The organism is Streptomyces sp. NPDC005775, assembly GCF_042871565.1.
In the GTDB taxonomy this organism is placed as follows: Bacteria; Actinomycetota; Actinomycetes; order Streptomycetales; family Streptomycetaceae; genus Streptomyces.
Window position 1 is genome coordinate 670,687 of sequence record NZ_JBIAIU010000002.1, and the last position, 23,152, is coordinate 693,838.

The window sequence follows — 23,152 nt, forward strand, 5'->3', positions numbered from 1 at the left end:
ACTGATATGTACGTGCGACAGGGCGAGGTCGGGGGCCGAGGCCCGAAATAGCGGTGTCAGCCCTTGTCCGGGCTGACCGTGAAGGACAGCTCGTTGCCGGGTGTGAAGAAGACCCTTCCGCGCGCCGGGCCCTGCGTCGGGTGGTGCCAGCGCTGCGTGGGATAGACATCGATCCGCTTGCGCTCCAGGATGTCGTCGAAGAACCGCGCGAGCCGGATACGCGGTTGTCCGGGTTCACGCTCCAGCCACAGGTCCCAGTCGTCGTGGCCGCCCGACGAGGCGGCAACGACACCGGCGAACGGCAGGTGTGCCTCGAAGGAGCCGTCGTGTCCCACGGAAACCTGGCCTGCCACAGTGGACGCGACACACCCCTTGCGGGGGATGGCCCCGAGCCGCAGCCCGGAGAGATCGGTGCCCGGCGGAACGATCAGGGCGCCGCGCATGAGCCAGCCGTCCTGCCCCACCACCACGGCATGCACCTCTGCATGCTCCACGCGATGACGCACGAAGACCGACAGGTGGCCGTCCGCGGTGCGGTAGGGCACGGGCCAGTACGCGGGACCTCCCGCCGGAACACGGCGGACCAGCAGACCACCGGTATGGACGCCCTCCACGGCGAGCGGGGAGCGCCGGCCGTCCGGCAGCTCCAGGTCGATGTCGTACCGGCCCTCGGCCAGGACCGGTGGCTCGGCGGGGACCGCGTACACCGACCGCAGAGTGCCCGTCGCCTCCTCCACCGACGTCCCGAGGGCAACCAGCTTGATCAGCGTCTCGCCCCTGCGCGGGGTGACACACAGCACGGGAGGCTCCGCGCCGGGGTGCAGCACAGCGCGGACCTCGATTGCGCCGTCACCGCGCACCAGTACCTCGGCCGGCACACCGGAGGGCACCACCGAAGGGGCCACGGCTGCGGTCTGCTTCGGCACGGAGGCGGACACATCCCGCAGGAACGCGTCGTAGCGGAAGGCGATGCGCTCGGCGCTGTAGAGAGGGGCCGTCGCGTAGGCGCCCTGGGAAAGCTTCTCCCGCTCGGCCGGCTGTTCGATGAGGTAGCGCATCGCCTGGGCCATGGCGTCCTCGTCACCGAGGGGCACCAGGAGGCCGTTGTGGCCCGGGACGACGATCTCCCCGGGGCCGAAGGGGGCATCGGCCGCGAGAACCGGAAGTCCGTGGTGCATGGCCTCCACCAAGGTCAGGCCGAACGACTCCCGGCGGGCCGCGCTCACCGAGAACGCCGCCTTGTCCCACTCCGCGGTGAGGTCGGGCAGCGCGCCCATGAGACGGACAGCGTCGCTGAGCCCGTGCGCGTGCACGAGGTCCTGCAGCTTTGCCTGCTCGGGCCCGCGGCCGAAGATGCGCAGCCTCCACTGCGGGTGGTGGGGGGCGACCTGGGCGAACGCGTTGATCAGCGTGTCGAAGCCCTTGAGCGGCACGAGGCGTCCCGCGGCGGCGATCAACGGCAGGCCGCGCACAGGGACGTGCCGGTCCGGCGGCGGCACGATGTTGCCGATGCCTGCGAGCAGGGGTGCCTGGTCTCCCAGCTGTTGCTGGTAGTTGTTCATGTCGGCCTGGGTGAGGCAGACGACGCCGTCCACCTCGCGGTACAGCTCCAGAGTGCGCTCGCGCAGCGCCTGGGAGGGCACCATCGAACTCTCGTGGTCGATAACCACGCGCCCGTAGCCGTGCCGTCCGTGGGCGATGAAGTACGCGGCGAATCCCGGCCGGGCAGCGATGACGACGTCGGCGCCGCATGTGCCGAGGTGACCGAGGATCAGGTCGTCGACGTCCGGGGTGTACTGGTCGGCCCAGCCGTCCTCCTTCGGCATGATCCGGGGCGGCTTGCCGCCCACGGTCTTCGCCGTGCCCTCCCGCCGGTCGACCAGGTAGCGCAGGGTCACGCTGCTGGAGGGCCGGAAGGACGGCTGGTCCGCCGTACGGAAGACCGAGACGATCTCCACCTCGTGGTGGACCGCCAGCGCGGAGGCCAGGCTGCTGGTGGCCCGCGGGACCCCGCCGAAATTGTCGATGCTGTGGAGCAGGAAGGAGATCCGCACAAGTGTCCTTCGGGATTCTCGGGGTCCCGTAAGGGGCCGTTGTCAGTGGTGCTCGGTCACCACGAGCGAGAGTTCGTTGTCCGCGGTGAAGTAGGGACGCAGTCCGACGACGGCACGACCGACGTCCGGGCCGAACAGGTCCGGCGGCTCCTCCCGCACCAGCTCGGGGAAGCGCTGCACATCGCGTCTCACCACCTGGTCATCGGCGATACGCGCCACCCTGACCGGTGCACTGCCGCTGCTGTCGGTGAGCAGCACGTCCCAGTTCTCGCGCATGAGCAGCCGGGCCCTCATGGCCTCTTCCATGTTCAGCTCCGCGCCGAACCAGCCGCCTTCGAAACGCGCCCGGCCCGCTGCCAGCGTGCGCGCGGGCTCCTGGCGTCGACGGAGCAGCAACGTCAGGTCGCCGTCGATCTGCCACTCACCCTGCAGCCAGCCCGTCAGCCACAGGCTCGTGTCGCTGTAGTCGACGGTCACCAGCTCGGCGTGGCTCTGCCGGGACCAGACGCGCAGGCGCAGGTAGCCGCCTTCGGAGGCATACGGCAGCACCCAGTGGAACAGGTTCAGGTCGCTCAGGTGTCCGACGTCGCGTGCCCCGCCGAGCGAGCACCGCCCGTAGCGCAGGCGGCTCTCCTTGCCCTTGCCGTCCACTGCGTAGAGATCGGCGCGGCCTTCGCCCAGCACGGCCAGCGCGCGAGCGTCGATACGGGCGCGGGTCCCGTCGCTCCCGACGGCGAAGTCGACCACTTCCTTGCCGCCTTTGCCCTGCTCCTTGACGCGCACGTTCCGGGCGCCGGACACACCCCGCAGAGTGACCTCCCATGCGCCGTCCGACAGCACCCGGCAGTCAGCGGTGGGGAGGGTGCGCTCCTCGGCGGGCGCACCCCCGCCGGTGCGCCGTCCCTTGCCCCAGCGGCCGCGCACCCCGGCCTTGACCGCTCCGAACAATGCGTCGTACGCGTCGCCGACCTGCTCCGTGCCCGCGGATTCCGCGGTCCGCAGGGCCTGAGCCCGATGCGCCGAGCGCAGCCGCTCGTCCGCCATGTAGCGCTCCAGGGCGCGGGCGGTGGCATGGACATCACCAGCCGGCACCAGCAGCCCGCCGTGACCCTCGGCGAGCACCTCAGGCGCTCCGAAGGGCACCTCCGTGGCAACCACGGGCGTGGCCTGGGCGAGTGCCTCCAGCACGGGGCGCGCGCTGTCGACGCGCTCCGCGGTCACCAGGGCGATGTCGGCGTCGTAGAAGTCGTCTTCGCCGGCTTCTCGCTCGAAGAGCAGAACATGGTCGTGGAGCCCCAGGGCCATGACCAGTTCGCGGGTCTCACGGCGCAGCGGGCCGGTACCGAACACCCTGAGCTGCCAGCCCGGTTGAGCCGTGCGGGTCTGAGCGAAGGCGTGCAGCGCCAACTCGACGCGCCGGTGCGAGACCAGTCGCCCGGCGCTGATCACCACGCCCGTCGTCGGCTTGTCCGGGTTCCCGGCAAGAATCACCGGCTCGACGATGTGGCGCACCTCGACGCCCGCTGTGCGCAGCTCCGTGTACTCGGGAGCGGCGGCGTCGCCCTGGGTGAGCGGGACGACCGCGTCCAGTTCGCGGTAGAGCTCCGTCCAGCGGGCGCGCGCAGATTCCGGGAGCCGTTCGACGGGCGCCGGCTGGCGGGCGATGCGCCGCGCGTGCGGTACCCGGCACTGCGCAAGGGCCGCGCCGAGCGCGGAGCTGAGGGCGAGCACCACGTCGGCTCCGCTCGCGGAAAGGTGCTTCCGCAGCCTTGCGTCGTCGGCGCGGTTGTAGCGCCGGAACTCGGGATCGCCGGCGATCACGAGCTGTGAGGTGTTGTCGTCGTCCCGGTCGCCGGCCGCGACCGAGGGGGCCAGGGCCAGGACGTCGACGTTCGTCGGGAGCCGCAGCGCCGCGTGCGGTTCGGCGGCTCCTCGCACGGTGACGACAGTCACCCGGTGCCTGGCGGCGAGGGACTGGGCCAGCCGGGCAGCTGCCCGCGCGCCGATGGAGTCGGTGGCCAGGGTGTGGACGAGGATCTCGATGTTCATGGCTCAGGCCGCCGTCTTCTCGTACGGGCTCGGCACCGGGTAGAAGGCTTCGAGGAATCGGTGGAGCAGCTGGCTCTGGTGCTCGATCTCGGCGGGGTCGCTCGCGGAGTCGTTGAGGCAGAAGGTGTCCCGGTCCCGGCGCAGCAGCAGGAGTTCCAGCTTGTGCTCCAGCTCGGGATCGTCGAGCGCGAAGTAGCCGTACCGGAGGTCTCCGGGCAGGCTGCACCCGGAGTAGTAGCCGTAGTAGTGGTGCAGCGAGGAGGCTATGGACAGGTCGGTGCTGCTCCGCACGGGACTGGCGGAGGTGCCCCGGTGCTCCTCGGGGAAGTCTTGTTCGATGGCGGCGAGGATGTCCCGGTTGAGCGCGTACGGCACGTGCTTCATCTTCTGTACGAGCGTGCGGCCGAACCGCTGGTGGATGAGCCGGCGGTTGTTCTTCGCGGCCACCGAGGTGGGTACCTCGTCGGGTTCCGGGGGCCCGTAGGGGACCTGTGCCGGGGACGGGAAGAACTTGGCGATGCCGTTCGGGTGGAAGAACGCGGAGGGAGTGAGGGTCCGCCCGATGAACATGTCGTCGTTGAAGTAGACGAAGTGGCGTGACAGCCCGGGGATGTGGTGCAGTCGGGACTCGATCGCATGGCTGTTGAAGGTGGGCAGGTGGGAGGGGTCGTCGAAGATCTCCTGGTGGTCCACCACGCGGGCTCTGCCGTCGCCGGCGGCCCACCAGTGCGGAGTCTGCTGGTCGGTGACGATGTAGATGTTCCTCACCCACGGCATGAACATCCGCACCGAGCGCAGGCTGTACTTCAGCTCGTCGCGGGAGACATAACGTGCCAGGCTCGCCGCTTCCGCGTGGAAGACCTCACCGCGGCTCTCGGCGCGGCGCCGCTGCCAGGCCGGGTCGTCGCCGTCCACCCAGGTGTACACGACATCGATGGGGAAGGGGTGTTCGTCGGGGAAGGCGATGTCCAGTTCGGGGCGGGTGCGCGTCGGGCGCAGTTGCGGCACCTCGGACCCGTGGGCCCGGCCCACGAGCCTGGTCATCTGCTCTCCGGGGACGACGAGCTGGTCGTGGCCGAGGAAGACGTGCTCGCTGGCGCGGTTGCGACGGGGTGCGACGAGGCGGTCGACTCCCGCGCCGGGCACGCTCTCCGCGGGCTCCCAGAACTCGACGTCACAGCCCGTGTCGGCACCGTGCGTCAGGTGGCCTTCTTCCGTGGTGCGGAACCAGAAGGCGCGCACGACGGAGAGGCCGTTCGCCCGTTCCCACGTCTTGGCCGAGGAACCCTCCCACGCACCGTCGCCGGGAGCCATTCCGGCCTTGGGGCGGGCGACGTAGCCCCTGCTGTTGGACAGGCGGGCCCGTAGCGCCGCCAGGACCTGGGGGCGTCGACGCGCGTCAACACCGACCGCGGAGGCGGTGTCGTCGAGGCCCGGCACCGCGAACCAGTCGATCCGCTCGGCTTCCAGGGCGCGGCGGACCTCCAGGTTGTTCAGCTCACGCGCGGCGAGCGGCGTGAGGCGATCGTGCACCAGCGCGACACGCTTGTGCATGTCCACGATGACCTGCCGCTCCGTGCGGCCCCTGCGCAGGTGCGCCGGCGTGGGCTCCGGGCGAGGGCCGGTGCCCACGGAGGTCTCGCCAGCCGTCTCTCGGCTGGAGGTGTCAAACACGCGTTTCACTTTCGTCACGGGGGATGGGTGCTGCGGCAGGGGGAGCGCTCCGCTCACCGCCTGATCTCGGCCTTCTGCGACTGGATCGGCCGGGCCGCGTTGCGGTACTCGTCCGAGTCCACCCGCTCGAAGCGGCTGGGGACGGGGAAGTACGCGTCCAGGAAGTTCCGGATCATGTGTTCCTGTGCCTCCGGGTCCGGATGCTCGACGGTGTCGTTCAGGCAGAACGTGTCGAAGTTCCGATGAGCGAGGAGGCTGTTCAGGCGGCGCCGGGCCTGGTCGGCGGCGAGGTCGATGTACTGGTAGCGCAGGTTGCCGGACGTCGTACGGCCTGTGTGGAAGCCGTAGTAGTGGTGCAGGGACGAGGCGATCGGCACGTCGTCGGGTGACCGGAAACGGGAGTGCTGGGTGCGGTGGTGCTCCTCGCCGTAGACCAACTCGATGTCGGCGAGGATGCTGCGGCGCAGTGGATGCGGGGTGTGCTTCATCTTCTGCGCGATACGGGTCCCGAAGGACCGCTCGATCAGTGCTCGGCTGTTCTTGCCCGCGGCGTTCACCGGCAGGTCGTCCTTGCCCGCCGGGCCGCTCGGTATGAGTGCCTTGGACTGGAAGAATTTGGTCAGGCCATTGGTGTGGAAGAAGCGGTCGGCGCCGACCGGACGGCCGAGGAACACGTCGTCATTGAGGTAGAGGAAGTGCTCGGACAGACCCTCGATGTGGTGGAGCTGGCTTTCGATGGCGTGCGAGTTGAACGTGGGCAACGCGTCAGGGTCCGAGAAGATCTCGCGGTGATCCACGACCTTGATGCCTGGGGCGTCGGTGTCCAGCCAGCTGGGTACCTGCCCGGCAGTGACCAGATAGACCGTGCGGACCCAGGGTGCGTACTGGTGCAGGGAGCGCAGGGAGTAGCGCAGTTCGTCGCGGCTGGTGAAGCGCGCGTCGTTGGCTGCCTGGGCATGCAGGGTTTGCGGTGGGCCGCCCATCCGCCCGGCACGGACCGCGTCGCGCTGGGCGCTCCACTTGGGGTCGGAGTCGTCGACCCAGGTGTAGACGACGTCGATGGGGAAGAGGTGGTCCTCTGCCAGGGGCCGGGTGAATTCGGCCACGGTACGCGCGCTGCCCGTGGTGTAGGCACCGGGCACCAGGGCGAACAGGGCCTGCGGGACGATGTGGTGCGGCGCGTCGACCGCCACCTCGTCAACCACCCGGTTGGGGCGGGGCGCCACCAGTCGGCCTGCCCGTTCCGCCCAGAACTCGAGGTCGCAGCCCTGATCAGCACCGAACACGAGCTCCTGGGTCGGGTCGGTGACGTACCAGGCGATCCGGAGGGCATCGTGCCTGCGCAGCTGGCGCCAGGACTTGTCTTCGTCGCCAGATCGCATGCCCGACTCCGAAGCGGCGGCCGCACCCACGTAACCCGGAGTCTGCTCGAAGGCGATCCGGAGCATCTCCTCCGCCGACTCGCGCAGCCCCGCGGGCACCGCGACCGTCGGCACGTCGCTCGTAGCACCTCGCAGACAGAAGTACTCGATGCCCCCGGCCTCCAGCGCGGCAATGAGGATGTGCAGATTCCGGGCCCGGGCAGCCCACGCCGTAGCGCCGTCGACCACCAGGGCATGCATGTGCCGGCCCTTGACGCGCACCACCCGGCGCATCGAGGCCGCGCTGTGCCGGGGCGCATTGCGGCGGCCGCCCATCGCCCAGACGACCGTCGCCGACCGGATGGCGTCGACGGAGGTGAACGAGGACTTCACGACGGATCGCAGCGGAGCCGGAACCTTACGGACGATGCCTCGTCGCGCGCCCGCCGGAACCACAAACCGATACGCCGAAACCAGCGATCCCGCCTCCGGATTACCGGAACCGGCCACGAGGCATCCACCACCCACGCCACTGCGGTCCAGCGTCTGCCGCAACCAGGCACCACCTCGTGCCCGGGCGACGGACGGCACGAGACCGAAACCTGTCATCCCCGTTAAGACCGCCCCACTGGACGGTCACACCTGCTCACCTGCCGAGCAAGTCACAGAACCTTCACATAAAGAGCCGATCAACGTCCAGCCACCGAGGCGGACATAACCGACATATGCCCGTGATGAATCCCACCGATTATTCGTACAACCTTTTACGGCTGCACGGAAACATCACATGAATTCGGGGCGACACATCGGTGTCGCCCCGCTCGGCACTCCAGCAGGTGCCGTCAGGTCACAGTCGGTGCCAGTGCGGCGAGAGCGTGAGCCCCGGGCCCGATTCCTGCCGGGCGACGGACATTGCCCCGTCCTGTCCACGCACCGCTACGACGACGCGGCCGTTCCCGTCGAGAGCGAGCGCGGGATCACCGACGCACTCCTCGGTGGTGTCCGACCACCAGACGCCACCCTGCTCCTCCTCGGTACCGCAGACCCCGATCAGCAGAGTGCCACCCGCCCCGCGCTGCGCGAGAACCGTGCAGTCATAGCCGTCGAGCGGGGTGCGCAGTGCGACCACGGCACCGTCCCCAGGCTGTCCACCCACCGGCACGGGCCAGGCACCCACGCGGTAGGAGACGACTCCCGTCCTGTTCGGGTCGGTCCAGTAATAGGTGAGGCGGTCTGGCGCCGTCTCCAAGGCCGTCACGGAACCGTCCAGGGCATGGAACGGCACGGGTGGAGCGATCAGCGGTGTGCCGTCCGGATCCTCCTGACGCCACTGCCGCACCCCACGATCGCCGGACGTGAAGACCTCCACGAGCCCGCGCGAGGTCACCGACGGCACGATCTCGGCGGCGAGTCCGGCGCCCTTGAGGTCCTGCCAGGCTGCCCACTTGCCGCCCTTGCCCTCGCGGCGCATCTGCAGGCCACCGCCCGCGTTGCGCACGAAGACGAAGACCGTGCCCTTCGCGTCGACGACCCCGGCCGGCGGACCCACTTTCCGGCCCGTTTCGGCGTCACGGTAGAAGTTGCCGAGGGAACGCCACTCGGCGACCGGGCGGCCGGTCTGGTACTGGACTGCGTGTACGAAGTCCACACTCGGCCCGTCGGAACCCCGGCGCTCACGCCGCCCGAGGAAGTGCACGTACGAGTCGGCTCCCTGGACGATGGTGAGGTCCGTCAGGTCGGCGATCGGCACGAAGTCCGGGCCGTCCCAGCGGTCGCCGCCCGGGCTCCGCTGCGTCCAGCGCAGCAGACCGTCGTCCGTCCGGGAGTAGAGCGTGAGCCTGCCGTCCTTACCGAGCGGCATCCAGCGTCCGCGCGGCGTTCCGGAGACCTGGTGGCGTCCGGACGACGCGAGAGAGGGGGTACTGCCCGCGGAGTCCGATCCTCTTCTCCGCATGACCCGTAACACCCTCTCCACTCCACCGGATTCTTTGTCGCCCGCGCTCGGGGCCGACAACATCATATGCTCAGCACCGAGCCGCCCCACGGCAGGGCGCCAGCACTCCGCACTCCCCGGCGAAGGCGCCCTCACCGGCGGCCGGAACACCCATTCGCACGATCCTCTGTTCTATAGTGCTCGCTCAGTCATGCACACACGGACCGGCCACACCCCCCACCCGAGTCCCACGCACTCCACAGCCCACCTCGGGCCACGAGATTTGAGGACTCGACCACGATGAGCCACGACTCCATGTCCCAGGACACGCATGAAGGTGGTTCGGCCTCTCACGGCGGCAGACGGAAGCGCACGGGAGGCCCTCGCAAGCGCCGCCGGGGCCTCAAGATCACCCTCTCCGTCCTGCTCGTCCTGCTGATCGCCGCGGGCGGCACCGGCTACTGGCTCTACAGCCAGTTGGACGGGAACATCAAGGGCGTCGACATCAACAAGGCGCTGGGCGAGGACCGCCCGGAGAAGCTCCCGACCAGCGGGCAGAACCTGCTGGTCCTCGGTTCGGACTCGCGCGCCGGTGCCGAGAACAAGGAGCTGGGCGGTGGCGGCAGCGTCAGCGGAGCCCGCTCCGACACCGCGATGGTCGTGCACATACCCGAGGGCCGCAGCAGGGCCGTCGCCGTTTCCATCCCCCGCGACACGCTGGTGACCCGGCCCGAGTGCACCAAGGCCGACGGGACCGAGGTGCCTGCCGCGGAGCGCAGGATGTTCAACTCCGTCTACTCCCAGGTCGGTCCCGCCTGCGTCGTGAAGACCGTCGAGAAGATGTCCGGCGTACGCATCGACCACTACCTGGAGATCAACTTCGCCGGGTTCAAGGGCCTCGTGGACGCCATCGGCGGCGTCACCGTCGACGTCCCGCAGGACATCCACGACACCTCCTCCGGCCTCGACCTGACCGCCGGCCCCCACAAGCTCGACGGCACCCAGTCCCTGGCCTACGTACGCACCCGTCACGGCATCGGCGACGGCAGCGACCTCGGACGCATCGGGCTCCAGCAGCAGTTCCTGTTCGCCCTCCTCAGCGAGGTCCAGAAGCAGGACCTGCTGGGCAGTCCGACCAGTGCGTACAAGATCGCCAACTCCGCCACCAAGTCGCTGACGACGGACGAGGGTCTCGCCTCGCTCACGTCGCTGACCAGCTTCGCCCGTTCGATGAACGGCGTCGACCCGGCGTCGATGGAGACCATCATGCTCCCCGTCGCCTACGACAAGATCGACAAGAACCGGGTGGTGGCCGCGCAGCCGCAGGCCGACACCCTCTGGAAGGCGATCCGCACGGACGCCGCCATTCCGGAGTCCGCCAAGAAGTCCCCCGCCACCGGCGGCTGACACGGCGACAGACCGCACGGCCCCGCTTGCCCGACCGGGCAGGCGGGGCCGTCCGCGTCACGCCTTCGTGCGGTTCACCCGGCTGTGGCCGCGGCCGTACGCGAAGTAGATGATCACGCCGACGACCATCCAGATGCCGAACCGCAGCCACGTCTCCGCCGGCAGGTTGAGCATCAGCCAGACCGACGCGGCGACCGAGACGATCGGGAGCAGCGGAACCCACGGCGTGCGGAAGGCGCGGTGCAGGTCGGGGCGGGTGCGGCGCAGGACGATGACGCCCAGGGCGACGACGACGAAGGCGAAGAGCGTGCCGATGTTCACCAGCGTCGCGAGCTCGTTGATGCTGGTGAAACCCGCGATGAGCGCGATGAGCGCACCGAGCAGGATGGTCGGGCGGTACGGGGTGCGGTACCGCGGGTGCGTCTTCGAGAAGAACCTCGGGAGCAGGCCGTCCCGGCTCATCGCGAAGAACACCCGGGTCTGGCCGAGCAGCAGGATCATGCAGACCGTGGTGAGGCCGACGGCGGCGCCGAAGCTGATGACCCCCGCGTAGAAGGGGTGCCCGACGGCCTTGAAGGCGTCGGCGAGCGGGGCGCTCACGGAGAGCTCGGTGTAGTGCTGCATGCCCGTGACGACGATCGACACGGCCACGTAGAGCGCGGTGCAGATGAAGAGCGAGGCCATGATGCCGCGCGGCATGTCGCGCTGCGGGAGCTTGGTCTCCTCGGCGGCCGTGGCCACCACGTCGAAGCCGATGAAGGCGAAGAAGACGACGGAGGCGGCGGTGAAGATGCCCATCACGCCGAAGTTCGTGGGGGAGTAACCGAAGATCAGCTGGATCAGCGGGGCGTCCAGGCCCGATCCGGAGGGCTGTGGTTGGGCATCGGGGATGAAGGGCGAGTAGTTCGCGGTGTCGATGAAGAACAGGCCCGCGATGATCACGATGAGGACCACGGCCACCTTGATGGCGACCACCACCGTCGTGACCCGGGCGGAGAGCTTCATGCCGAGCACCAGGATGACGGTCAGCACGAGGACCAGGACGAAGGCGAGGACGTCGAAGCCGAAGCCGTCCGCCACGTCGGGGCCGGAGAGCGCGTCCGGCAGGTGCCAGCCGGCGTTGTCCAGCAGCGAGCGGACGTAGCCGGACCAGCCGACCGCGACGACCGCCGTGCCCAGCGCGAACTCCAGGACCAGGTCCCAGCCGATGATCCAGGCGACCAGTTCGCCGAGCGAGGCGTAGGAGAAGGTGTACGCCGAGCCGGCCACCGGGACGGTGGAGGCGAACTCCGCATAGCAGAGCGCGGCCAGGGCGCAGACGATGCCGGCGACCACGAAGGCGATGGCGGTGGCCGGGCCCGCCGTCTCCTTGGCGACCTTGCCGGTGAGGACGAAGATGCCGGTTCCGATGATGACGCCCACTCCGAAGACCGTGAGGTCCAGGGCGGAGAGGGACTTCTTGAGGGCGTGCTCCGGCTCCTCCGTGTCGCGGATCGACTGTTCGACCGTTTTGGTCCTGAACAGTCCGTCCCCGCTGGGGGGCAGGTCCTGCTGGGTGCTCACCGGCGTACCTCCACGCACTCGTCGTGTACGCCATGATTCGGACCCGCCCGCTCCCGGGGCCCCCGCAGCACGCCGCTCACGGCGGTATTTCACACGAATGGGCCGGTCGGACCACCCGTACAGGGTGGGCGACCGGCCCAATCGGCGTGCGGCGGTGTGCGGGTCAGTCCCGGACCGGCTCCACCACCGCGGAGCGGCTCTCCGTGTCCGTTTCGTAGCGGCCGTCGAGCCTGGCGACCAGACCGGTGACCTGACGGGCGATGTCCGGCGCGGTCAGTCCGATCTCCGCCATGACCTCCTTGCGGGAGGCGTGGTCGAGGAAGACCGACGGGATGCCGAAGTCGCGCAGCGGTACGTCGACGTCGGCGTCGCGCAGCGCCTGGGCGACCGCGGAGCCGACGCCGCCGGCCCTGCTGTTGTCCTCGACGGTGACGACGACCCGGTGCTTCGCCGCGAGCGGGGCCATGGCCTCGTCCACGGGCTTGACCCAGCGCGGGTCGACGACGGTGGTCGAGATGCCCTGGGCGTCGAGCAGGTCCGCGATCTCCAGGCACATCGGGGCGAGCGCCCCGATGGAGACGAGCAGGACGTCGGGCCGGGCGGCGGCCGGCTCGCGGAGCACGTCCATGCCGCCGACGGTGGAGACGGCCTTGACCGACGGGCCGACCGCTCCCTTGGAGAAGCGGACGACCGTCGGGGCGTCGTCGACCTCGACGGCCTCGCGCAGCTGGGCGCGGACCTGGTCGGCGTCGCGCGGGGCGGCGATGCGCAGGGTCGGCACGCACTGCAGGATCGACATGTCCCACATGCCGTTGTGCGAGGCGCCGTCCGTACCGGTGACCCCGGCCCGGTCCAGGACGAACGTCACACCGCACTTGTGCAGGGCGACGTCCATGAGGACCTGGTCGAAGGCGCGGTTGAGGAAGGTGGCGTACACCGCGAAGACCGGGTGCAGACCGCCGGTGGCGAGGCCGGCCGCGGAGACCGCGCCGTGCTGCTCGGCGATGCCCACGTCGTAGATCCGGTCCGGGAAGGCCTTCTCGAACTTGGTCAGGCCGACCGGCTGGAGCATGGCCGCGGTGATCGCGACGATGTCCTCGCGCTCCTTGCCGAGCTTGACCATCTCCTCACCGAACACGGAGGTCCAGTCGAGGCCGGAGGTGGCGACGGGCAGGCCGGTGTCGGGGTGGATCTTGCCGACGGCGTGGAAACGGTCGGCCTCGTCCAGCAGGGCCGGGGTGTAGCCGCGGCCCTTCTCCGTGAGGCAGTGCACGATGACGGGGCCGCCGAAGCGCTTGGCGCGCTGGAGCGCGGACTCCAGGGCCTCCAGGTCGTGGCCGTCGATCGGGCCGACGTACTTCAGGCCGAGGTCCTCGAACATGCCCTGCGGGGCGATGAAGTCCTTCAGGCCCTTCTTGGCCCCGTGCAGCGTCTCGTACAGCGGCTTCCCGACGACCGGGGTGCGTCCCAGGAGGTCCTTGCCGCGGGCCAGGAAGCGCTCGTAGCCGTCGGTGGTGCGCAGGGTCGCCAGGTGGTTGGCGAGGCCGCCGATCGTCGGGGCGTAGGAGCGCTCGTTGTCGTTGACGACGATGACGAGCGGGCGGTCCTTGGCGGCGGCGATGTTGTTCAGCGCCTCCCAGGCCATGCCGCCGGTGAGCGCGCCGTCTCCGATGACCGCGACGACGCGGTCGTCCTTGCCCAGCACCTCGTTGGCCTTGGCGAGGCCGTCGGCCCAGCCGAGCACGGTCGAGGCGTGCGAGTTCTCGATGACGTCGTGCTCGGACTCGGCGCGCGAGGGGTAGCCGGAGAGGCCGCCCTTGCTCTTGAGCTTCGAGAAGTCCTGGCGGCCGGTGAGGAGCTTGTGCACATAGCTCTGGTGGCCGGTGTCGAAGAGGACCTTGTCCTTCGGGGAGTCGAAGACCCGGTGCAGGGCGATGGTCAGCTCGACCACGCCCAGGTTGGGTCCGAGGTGTCCGCCGGTCTTGGAGACGGCGTCGACGAGGAAGGTCCGGATCTCTTCGGCGAGCTGCTCCAGCTGCTCGGGGGTGAGCCGGTCCAGGTCACGCGGTCCGCCGATGCGGGCCAGCAGATCCCATCCGTCGCCTGTCACCGCCTGACGCGCTTCGCGCGGCTGTGTCACCGTGCCTCCTTGCGATTGTGCTGGTCGAGCATGCCGATCCGCTGAGTCTAATCTTCCGCCCGCCGCCACGGACATCGGGCGGGAGTGTGCTGTCCCACCTCGCGCCGGTACGTGACAGTGCCCGGCGCCCCCGGAGGGGCGTCGGGCACTGTCCGGCCTTGCGTGGTCACCGGGCCCCGCCGGGCCCGGTGAGGCTACGCGCGGCCTGCGGTCTTCTGCGTACGGCGGGAGACCGAGTCGATGACCACGGCGGCGAGGAGAACCGCGCCGGTGATCATGTACTGCACGGCGTTGGCCATGCCGATCATGTTCAGGCCCTGCTGGATCGACTGGATGACGATCATGCCCAGGAGTGCGGACCAGACCTTGCCCCGGCCACCGAAGAGGCTGGTGCCGCCGATGACCGCGGCCGCGATGACCAGCATCAGGGTGTTGCCGCCGCCGACGCTCTTGGTCGCGCCGCCGGAGAGGCTGGCGATGAAGAGACCGCCGAAGGCACCCAGCGTGCCGGAGAGCGCGAAGACGGTGATCCGGATCCGGTCCACGCTGATACCGGCGCGGCGCGCGGCCTCCGGGCTGCCGCCGACCGCGAAGACCTGACGGCCGAAGGTCGTACGGCGGGCCACGAAGTCCGCGATCACGAGGACGGCGAGGAAGAGCACCAGGGCAAGCGGCAGACCGCGGGCGCCGGCCGGCTCGTTCAGGACGTACGCGACGACGAAGCACAGGACGGCGACGACACCGGTGCGCAGCACGATCTCGGTGATGGGGCGGGCCGGCAGGTTGGCGGCCTTGCGGCGCTTGCTGTCCCGCAGGAGCGAGGCGGCGTACGCGAGGACGGCGACCGCGGCCAGGCCGTAGCCGACGCCCTTGTCCGCGAAGAAGTAGTTGGTGAGGTCCTCGACGACACTGCCGGACGGCGTGTTGATCGAGCCCTCGCCACCCATCAGCCAGTCCTGCAGACCGCTCCAGCCGAGGAAGCCGGCCAGGGTAACGACGAAGGCCGGCACACCGATCTTGGCGAAGAAGAAGCCGTGCAGGGCTCCCAGCGCCGTACCGGCGAGGATCGCCGTGACGATCGCCAGCCACTCGGGCCAGCCGTGGTTGACGTTCAGCACGGCCCAGGTGGCCGCGCCGACGCCCGCTACGGAACCGACCGACAGGTCGATCTCGCCGAGCAGCAGCACGAACACGATGCCGACCGCCATGATGCCGAGGCCGGAGCTGTAGACGGCGATGTTGGCGACGGAGCTGGCGGAGAGGAAGTTGTTGTTCTGGAGCTGGAAGACGATCGCGATGACGATCAGGCCCACGAAGACGGGCAGCGAACCGAGCTCGCCGCCGCGCACCTTGCGGGTGAATTCCGACCAGTAGCCCTTGAAGCCCTCCTCACGGATGAGGAGACGCGGGTCCACCGCGGGGATCGGGGCTGCCGACGGCTCGGCCTGGGCCGGCACCGTGGCGGACTTCTCGATCTTGTCGGTGGAAGGGCCGGGGGTCTTGGCGAGGTCGCTCACTTCGCGTCCTCCTTCGTGGCTGTGCGTGCCTTGCGGCGCGTGACGGCATTGTCCGTGGCGCCGGTGATCGCGGCGATGACCTCTTCGTGGGACGTGGTCGCGACGTCGAAGACACCGTTGTTGCGGCCCAGACGGAGCACCGCGACCTTGTCGGCGACGGCGTTCACGTCGGCCATGTTGTGGCTGATGAGGATGACGCCGTGGCCGCGCTCGCGCAGCCGCTCGACGAGGTCGAGGACCTGCGCGGTCTGCTCGACGCCGAGGGCGGCGGTCGGCTCGTCCAGGATGACGACCTTGGGGTCGCCGATCAGGGCGCGGGCGATGGCCACGACCTGGCGCTGACCACCGGAGAGCGAGGCGACCGGGATGCGGACGCTCGGAATCCGGATGGACAGGGTGTCCAGCAGTTCCTTCGCGCGCTTCTCCATCGCGATCTCGTCGAGGACGGAGGCGCTGCGCAGCTCGTTGCCGAGGAAGAGGTTGGCGACGACATCGAGGTTGTCGCAGAGGGCCAAGTCCTGGTAGACGGTGGCGATTCCGAGCTCCTGGGCGTCGTTCGGCCGGTTGATCCGGACCGTCCCGCCCTCCCACTCGATGGCGCCTTCGTCGATCGGGTGGACGCCCGAGATGGTCTTGACGAGGGTTGACTTGCCGGCGCCGTTGTCGCCGACCAGGGCAACGACTTCGCCGGGGTGAATCTCCAGGTCCACATCGGTGAGCGCCTGGACGGCGCCGAACCGCTTGGAGATTCCGCGCAACGCCAGCACGGGCGTAGCGGACACGTGAATCATCTCCTTCGCCGCCTGACCGGCGGGGATGGTGCTGCAAAGCAGGGGGTGCCAGGTCGGGTCGTCGGGCCGTCGTCGTCGCCCGGTGGCCGAGTGGCCTGGGGCGGCGGCGGCCCGACGGCCTGACCTGGGAAGATAGTCCGGCCCCGCCCCCGCTTGCGGGGCGTTGACGGGGCGGGGGCCGGACTGGCTGGGGGGCCCGCAGGGGCCTGGAGCCGGAGTTACTTGATGCCGGCGGCGTCGCAGGCCGCCTTGAACTCCGCGGTGCAGATGTCGGAGGCCTTGTAGACCTCGTCCGCGATGATCGTGTCGGCGATGTTCTCCTTGGTCACGACCGTGGCGTCGTACAGCCGCGACGGGGTGCCCTTGAACTCACCCGACAGGCTGTCGACCTTGGTCGGGGCCAGCGAGTCGATCTTCTCGCCCTTGAGGAGCTTGACCGCGATCTCGGCGGTGGTCTCGGCCTCCGGCTTGATCTGCTTGTAGATCGAGAAGGACTGGTCGCCCGCGATGATGCGCTGCAGACCGGCGAGCTCGGAGTCCTGGCCGCCGACCGGGACCTTCACGCCCTGCTTCTTGAGGGCGGTGATGATGCCGCCGGCCATGCCGTCGTTCGCGGAGTAGACGCCCTGGAAGCCGTCCTTGCCGAGCGAGTCGATGGCGGCACCCATCTTCTTGTTCGCCTCGTCCGGCGACCAGTCCGGGATGTCCTGCTCGTAGACGACCTTCTTGACCTGGGTGTCCAGGACGCTGTGCGCGCCCTTCTTGAAGAAGGGGGCGTTCGGGTCGAGCGGCGAGCCGTTGATCATGACGACGTTGCTGCTCTTCGCCTTGTCACCGAGCGCCTTGACGAGCGCCTCGCCCTGCAGGCGGCCGATCTTCTCGTTGTCGTACGAGACGTACGCGGAGATCGGGCCCTCGGCGAGCCGGTCGTACGCGACGACCTTGACGCCCTTCTTGTCGGCCTGCTGGATCCAGGACTTCGCGGCCTTGTAGTCGACCGTGTCGAGGATGATGACCTTGACACCCTGCGTGACCAGCGCGTCGAACTGCTTCTTCTGCGTCTCGGTGTCGCCACCGGCGTTGTTGTACTTGACGTCGCAGTCGGAGCAGAGCGCCTTGATCTTCGCTTCCATGATGGGGCGGTCGAAGGTCTCGTAACGCGTGGTCTTGTTCTCCGGCAGCAGCAGACCGATGGTCTTGCTGTCACCACCGCTGCCGCTGTCCTTGTCGTCGCCGGCCTTGCCACAGGCGGCAAGGGAGACGGCCATCGAAACTGCGGCCGTGCCTATGACGATGCGTCGCGTCATTGCGTTCATTGCGGGTGTGCCTCCCTGACGAGGCCGCAGCGTTGCGGCCGAGGTGGGTTGGAGTCAACTCGGCCGCAGACGTGGCGTCAAGGAGTAAATTCTTAACGAGATGACAACGGTGCCATTCGTTATCTAAGTGAAGGCAGGAGTCGCCGCGGGGAGAGTGCTCTCCAAAAGGGACGAATCCCCCATCTCGTTCAGTACGAGGGCCAGGGCGCCCAGCACCTCCGCCCGGCCGCCGAGGGCGCCGGGGAGCACCGAGAGCTGTCGCGCGGCGCTGGGAATGGCATAGCGCGACACGGAGTCGCGGATGGGCCCGAGGACCAGTTCCCCCGCCTCCGCGAGCGAGCCCCCGAGCACCACGCGGCTCGGGTTGAGCAGATTGCAGAGGTTGGCCACCCCGCTGCCGATGTGCCGCCCGACGTCGCCGATCACCCGGCGGCAGCCCGGGTCGCCCTCGCGGGCCAGCTGGACCACCCGCTCCATGGTGAGATCGGCCCCGTGACTGGGCTGGAGCAGGGGCAGGACGTACCGGGCGGCCGTGAAGGTCTCCAGGCACCCCCGGTTGCCGCAGCGGCAGACAGGGCCCGACTCGTCGAGGGTGATGTGGCCGATCTCGCCGGCCGTGCCGCCGGGGCCCCGGTAGATGTGCCCGTCGATCACCAGACCGGCGCCCACACCGCTCGCGACCTTGATGTACGCGAGGTCCCGGACCCCGCGGCCGCTCCCCCACACCAGCTCGCCCAGCGCCCCGAGATTGGCGTCGTTGTCGACGTACACCGGCACGCCCAGGCGTCCGGCGAGTTCCTCGCTGGGGTTGATGCCCGTCCAGCCCGGCAGGATCGACGTGGAGCCCAGCGTGCCGGACTCGACGTCGATCGGGCCGGGAACACCGAGGCCCACCCCGATGACCTTGCCGGGACTGATCCCGGTGGTCTCGATCAGCCGGTTGACCAGCTGTTCCGCCCGTCCGAAGCCCTCGGCCGACGAGGCGTCCACGTCCAGCGGCTCGGACTCCTCGGCGAGCACCTGATGGGCCAGGTTGCCGACCGCGACCCGTAGGTGCGTATGCCCGAAATCGACGCCGATGACGATGCCCGCGTCCCCGCTGAGCGAGACGCTGCGGGCCCGGCGGCCGCCGGCCGAGGTGGGGGTCACCTCGACGGTGCCGCCCTCCTTCAGTTCACGAACGATATTGGAGACGGTCGCCGCGGAGAGGCCCGTGCTCCTGGCGATCTCCGCCTGGGTGAGCGAGCCCGCCATGCGTACGGCGCGCACGACCCGCTCAAGGTTGGCGCGATGCAGAGATGTCTGCGACCCCGGAGTCTCCATCGACTCTCTCACTCCTGCCATATTCTCCAACATGTGAACCCTAAGCTGACCGTTTTGGGGTACGCCCCGTCAAGACCTTGAGCAGTCGAAGCCTCGGATGAGCACCGGACCCTCGCACGGCACGCTCCGCGAACTCCCCCTTACACAGACGAACCACCCGTCGGCGGTGTGCCGACGGGCGGTTCGATGGTCGCGTGCGGGAAGCGCTGCGCGTACTACTTCACCGCTCCCGCGGTCAGACCGGCCACGACCTGGCGCTGGAAGACGATGTAGGCCGCGAGGACCGGGAGCATCGCCATCACCAGACCGGCGAAGAGTCCGGACCAGTCGCCCTTGTAGCCCTGGCTGTTGGCCAGTTCGACCAGCCCCTGGGAGAGCACCCGGTGGTCGGGGTCGCTGTTCAGGACCGTGGGCAGCATGTACTGGTTCCACTGCCCCAGGAAGTTGAAGATGCCGACGCTGATCAGGCCCGGCTTCGCCATGGGCAGCATCACCTGGAAGAACGTCCGGGTGTGCGAGGCACCGTCGATCATCGCCGCCTCCGCCACGGAGCCCGGCAGCGTCCGGAAGAAGGCGGTGAGGAAGAAGACGGTGAACGGCAGCGAGTAGGCGATGTAGACCAGGATCAGCCCGTGCGTCGTGTTCAGCAGCCCCATGTTGTTCATGACGAAGAACAGCGGGACCAGCGCCAGGATGATCGGGAAGCTCATCCCGCCGATGAACAGGTAGTACACGAAGCGGTTGCCCGGGAAGTCGAACCGGGCCAGCACGTAGGCCGCCATCGAACCCAGCAGCAGCGTGCCGATGAGCGAACCCCCGACCACCACGATCGTGTTCAAGAAGTATTCGCTCATATGCGCCTGGCTCCAGGCGCGTGACCAGTTCTCGAAGTGAAGCTTGTCCGGCAGCGCCCATGGCGTCGACAGGATCGAGTCATCGGTCTTGAACGAGGTCATGACCGCCCAGAGCAGCGGCATGACCACCAGGATCGCCCAGATGATCAGCACACCGTGCGAGAAGACGTTGAGGATCTTGCCCTCGCCGCTCTTCTTCTTGTCGTCCTGGGCGGGCGACTTGGACACGGGGGCCGGTTCCGTCACCGTGACCACGGGAGGGGTTTCAGTGGCCTTCACGTGTGCTCACCTCGTACTGTCGAGCCGGTCGCCGGGACCGGGCTGTCTTGCCTGCTGGGGATCCGGGCAACGCGTCCCGGGAAGCACAGCATCAGAACTCCAGCCGCTCGCGCCGGCCCAGTCGCATCACGATGGCGGCGAACACCATGGTGACGATGAGCAGCCCCACACCGATCGTGGTCGCGTATCCGGCCTGACCGTCGCGGAAGGCCGTCTGGTAGACGTACAGCGGCAGCACGGAGGTCGAGTAGTCGGGGCCGCCGGGGCCCACGGTCATGACCTGTACGGCCGTGAACGCCTCGACCCCGAGGGCCAGGATGCCCATGTAGACCCAGCCCGACTGGATGGTGTCCCAGAGCAGCGGCACGGTGATCTTGAAGAACGTCGTGACGCGGCTGGCCCCGTCCAGGAGCGCCGCCTCGTAGAAGTCCTTCGGGATGGAGGCCATTCCGGCGGAGAAGAGGACGACGAAGAATCCGACCGTCGACCAGACCAGCACCACCATGACGCAGATGAGTGCCAGATCCGGGTCACCCAGCCAGTCGGGCTGGATGGAGTCGAGTCCTACTCCCTTGAGCGCCGAATTCAGCATTCCACTGCGCGGGTTGTACGCGAACTGGAACAGCAGGGCGACGATGACGATCGAGAGCACCTGCGGGAAGAAATAGGCGATCTTGTAGAAACCCGAGCCCCGCACGCCGGAGACCGCGGCGTTCTTCCGCCGCCGGCCTCCGACATTGAGCATGAAGGCGAAGAAGAGCGCGAGGCCCAGCGTCACCAGCGGCAGCAGCAGCACGAGCAGCACGCTGTGCTGCAGCGACTTCCAGAAAATGTCGTCCTTGAACATCCTCGTGTAGTTGTCGAGGCCGACCATCTTGAAGTCCGGGCTCAGGCCGGTCCAGTCCGTGAACGAGTAGTAGATGGACTGGATGAACGGCCAGATGACGAAGACCGCGTACAACGCCAGTGGGGCTACCAGGAACCCCACAATGAACCGGTACTTGCCGTGCTGCATCGTTTACCGACCCCGATCTTTCCGCGGGTGCCGCCGCTGGTGACGGTTACTCACTAGTGCTGGTAGTGCTTGATGGACTGGTCCTTGGCCGCGGCGTCCGCGTAACCCTGGATCTTCTTGATGGCCTCGGCGGGCGTCAGACGCCCGGCCATCATCTCGCCGATGCCGGCGGTGCCGATCTGCTCCTTCTGGAGCTTCACGTACCAGTCCTGCATACGGGGGTTCACCACGTTGTCGCCGGCCTTCTTCAGCGCGTCGACACCGGCCTGCATGGCCGTGGAGAGGGTCAGACCGTCGGTGCCGCCGTTGAAGGCACTGAGGGACTTGACCTGCTTGGTGAAGTTCTTCGAGGACTCCTCGGAGAGCATGATGCGCAGCTGCTCCATGCCGCCCTGGGGGTTCTTCGCCTTCGCCGGGACGACGAAGGGCTCGCCGCCGGACGCCCAGATGGTGCCGAAGGGCAGCTTGTCCGACGAGTCGAGGCCGGAGGGGGCCGAGACCATCATCTTGAAGTCCTTGGGCGTGGTCGGGGCCGCCTCGTTCTCCACCCACGAACCGTTCGGGATGAAGAGCGCCTTGCCCTTGGTCCACTCGGTCTGCGACTGGATGTGGGTCAGGCCCGGGGTGCCCTTGAGGATGTACCCCTTCTTGTACAGCTCGTAGTACGCCTCGAACGCCGCCTTGACGGCGGGGTCCTTCCAGGCGTTCGGCTCCAGGTTGTCGATCTTGTCGAGAACCTCCCGGCCACCGATCTTGCCGATGAACGGGTAGAGCGAGAACGGCAGGTAGTACGGGTACTTGCCCGGGTACGTCCAGCCGGCGATGCCCTGCTTCTTCGCCTTCGCACACAGGGCGAGCATGGCATCCCAGTCCTCGGGATACTCGGCGTCCAGCTTCTCCAGGTTGGTCTGCGAGTACCAGACGCCGTACACGGTGTACGCGTAGTACATGATCCAGACCGGGTCACCGTCGAACTGACCCATCTCCAGGACACCCGGGCGCAGCGTGTCGCGGACCTTCTTGCTCGGGTCGTCGATGGACGGGGCGTCCATCAGCGGCGTCAGGTCCATCAGCTGCTTCTTGCCGACGAGGACACCCATGTCCATCTGCTCGGCACCGGAGTTGTCGATCAGGTCCGGCGGGGTGCCGCCGTTGAAGCGCGGCTGCAGCTGCGACTGGATCTTCTGCGTCGCGGCGTGCTTGACCTTGGCCTTCGGGAAGGCCGCGGTGTACTTCTTCTCCGCGTCGATCGCGTACTGCTGGCCGAAGCCGCCGTCGAAGATGACCACGTCGAGGGCGGCCGTCTCGTTGACGCCCAGCGGGTTCTTCGCGCTGGTCTTGCCCTTCTCGACCTGCTCGTCGCCGCCGCCGTCGCTGCTCGCACACGCCGACAGGAAGCTCATCGTCGGAACGGTGATCAGACCGAGTGCGGCAGACCGCTTGATCAGATCGCGACGGCCAAGGCCCTCATTCTCGTGGCCGGAGGTGGATCCCATGCTCAAGTCCTCGCCTTCTCCAGGACTCAGGCGGTGTGTACCGGTCGCCCGTCGATATTCGCCTCAGGCGAAGGGCCCCGCCACCGCGGTCAGTTGCGCTTGGGTGGTACAGATTTCAGGCTGGTCATTGCAGTGGGGGGCAGAGGGAGACCGAACAGCGGACGCGCCTGCGGCGCCCTGTTGTCCTGCCCCCGTGTCTCCCCTTGCCGCACAGTTGGAAAGAACCCGTGCAGATGCCGACAGGTATAGTCCACTTGTCGCCAACTGAGCAAGATCGAATGCAGGTTTGGGCGGCAGTCTTTCCCGAGTTGAGACCTCGCGGATACCTCGGCACCGCACGGCCTCCTTCGGATGTAACGATTTCCGCATTCCGGTCGATT

15 protein-coding genes are annotated in these 23,152 nt (G+C 68.5%); 1 reads left to right on the forward strand and 14 read right to left on the reverse strand.

From position 1 onward, the window contains the following. Nucleotides 1–56: 56 nt before the first annotated feature. The 5 genes from ACFYPA_RS06935 to ACFYPA_RS06955 all read right to left on the reverse strand — a co-directional run bounded on the left by ACFYPA_RS06935 (nucleotide 57) and on the right by ACFYPA_RS06955 (nucleotide 8,999). Nucleotides 57–2,054, reverse strand: coding sequence for a glycosyltransferase (locus tag ACFYPA_RS06935; protein ID WP_389130220.1), 1,998 nt, complete (start codon nucleotides 2,052–2,054; stop codon nucleotides 57–59). Nucleotides 2,055–2,096: 42 nt separating this feature from the next. Beyond that, nucleotides 2,097–4,103: a glycosyltransferase gene (locus tag ACFYPA_RS06940; protein ID WP_389130223.1), complete on the reverse strand. Its 2,007-nt coding sequence runs from the start codon at nucleotides 4,101–4,103 to the stop codon at nucleotides 2,097–2,099. Nucleotides 4,104–4,106: 3 nt separating this feature from the next. Beyond that, nucleotides 4,107–5,777 carry a stealth family protein gene (locus ACFYPA_RS06945; RefSeq protein WP_389130225.1) on the reverse strand — a complete coding sequence of 557 codons (1,671 nt, stop codon included), beginning with the start codon at nucleotides 5,775–5,777 and terminating at the stop codon, nucleotides 4,107–4,109. Between the two features lie 53 nt (nucleotides 5,778–5,830). After that, complete coding sequence (locus ACFYPA_RS06950) at nucleotides 5,831–7,648, reverse strand: stealth family protein (RefSeq protein WP_389130228.1); 1,818 nt, start codon at nucleotides 7,646–7,648, stop codon at nucleotides 5,831–5,833. A gap of 337 nt (nucleotides 7,649–7,985) precedes the next feature. Beyond that, a complete protein-coding gene (locus tag ACFYPA_RS06955; RefSeq protein WP_389130231.1) occupies nucleotides 7,986–8,999 on the reverse strand; it encodes a hypothetical protein in 1,014 nt (337 codons plus the stop codon). A gap of 387 nt (nucleotides 9,000–9,386) precedes the next feature. On the opposite strand from ACFYPA_RS06955, the gene ACFYPA_RS06960 reads away from it, so the two are divergent. Continuing rightward, nucleotides 9,387–10,478 (forward strand): LCP family protein, encoded by a 1,092-nt coding sequence (locus ACFYPA_RS06960; protein WP_389130407.1) that lies wholly within the window; start codon nucleotides 9,387–9,389, stop codon nucleotides 10,476–10,478. Between the two features lie 57 nt (nucleotides 10,479–10,535). On the opposite strand, the gene ACFYPA_RS06965 is transcribed toward ACFYPA_RS06960, so the two are convergent. From ACFYPA_RS06965 to ngcE, 9 genes are all read right to left on the reverse strand, one after another. Next, complete coding sequence (locus ACFYPA_RS06965; RefSeq protein WP_359084427.1) at nucleotides 10,536–12,041, reverse strand: amino acid permease; 1,506 nt, start codon at nucleotides 12,039–12,041, stop codon at nucleotides 10,536–10,538. Nucleotides 12,042–12,204: 163 nt separating this feature from the next. Continuing rightward, nucleotides 12,205–14,181 (reverse strand): 1-deoxy-D-xylulose-5-phosphate synthase, encoded by a 1,977-nt coding sequence (gene dxs / locus ACFYPA_RS06970; protein ID WP_359084428.1) that lies wholly within the window; start codon nucleotides 14,179–14,181, stop codon nucleotides 12,205–12,207. Nucleotides 14,182–14,375: 194 nt separating this feature from the next. Beyond that, a complete protein-coding gene (locus ACFYPA_RS06975; protein ID WP_389130234.1) occupies nucleotides 14,376–15,698 on the reverse strand; it encodes a sugar ABC transporter permease in 1,323 nt (440 codons plus the stop codon). After that, the gene (locus ACFYPA_RS06980; protein ID WP_359084429.1) at nucleotides 15,695–16,489 is read right to left on the reverse strand and encodes an ATP-binding cassette domain-containing protein; all 795 of its coding nucleotides are present in this window, start codon (nucleotides 16,487–16,489) and stop codon (nucleotides 15,695–15,697) included. The genes ACFYPA_RS06975 and ACFYPA_RS06980 overlap by 4 nt, the downstream gene beginning before the upstream one ends. A gap of 218 nt (nucleotides 16,490–16,707) precedes the next feature. Then, a complete protein-coding gene (locus ACFYPA_RS06985) occupies nucleotides 16,708–17,805 on the reverse strand; it encodes a substrate-binding domain-containing protein (protein ID WP_359084430.1) in 1,098 nt (365 codons plus the stop codon). A 123-nt stretch (nucleotides 17,806–17,928) separates the two neighbouring features. Then, complete coding sequence (locus ACFYPA_RS06990) at nucleotides 17,929–19,128, reverse strand: ROK family transcriptional regulator (RefSeq protein ID WP_359084431.1); 1,200 nt, start codon at nucleotides 19,126–19,128, stop codon at nucleotides 17,929–17,931. A gap of 215 nt (nucleotides 19,129–19,343) precedes the next feature. After that, nucleotides 19,344–20,210: a carbohydrate ABC transporter permease gene (locus ACFYPA_RS06995; protein WP_389130410.1), complete on the reverse strand. Its 867-nt coding sequence runs from the start codon at nucleotides 20,208–20,210 to the stop codon at nucleotides 19,344–19,346. A gap of 142 nt (nucleotides 20,211–20,352) precedes the next feature. Then, nucleotides 20,353–21,276 (reverse strand): sugar ABC transporter permease, encoded by a 924-nt coding sequence (locus ACFYPA_RS07000; protein ID WP_359084433.1) that lies wholly within the window; start codon nucleotides 21,274–21,276, stop codon nucleotides 20,353–20,355. Nucleotides 21,277–21,329: 53 nt separating this feature from the next. Beyond that, nucleotides 21,330–22,772: an N-acetylglucosamine/diacetylchitobiose ABC transporter substrate-binding protein gene (gene ngcE / locus ACFYPA_RS07005; RefSeq protein WP_359084434.1), complete on the reverse strand. Its 1,443-nt coding sequence runs from the start codon at nucleotides 22,770–22,772 to the stop codon at nucleotides 21,330–21,332. Nucleotides 22,773–23,152 lie beyond the last annotated feature (380 nt).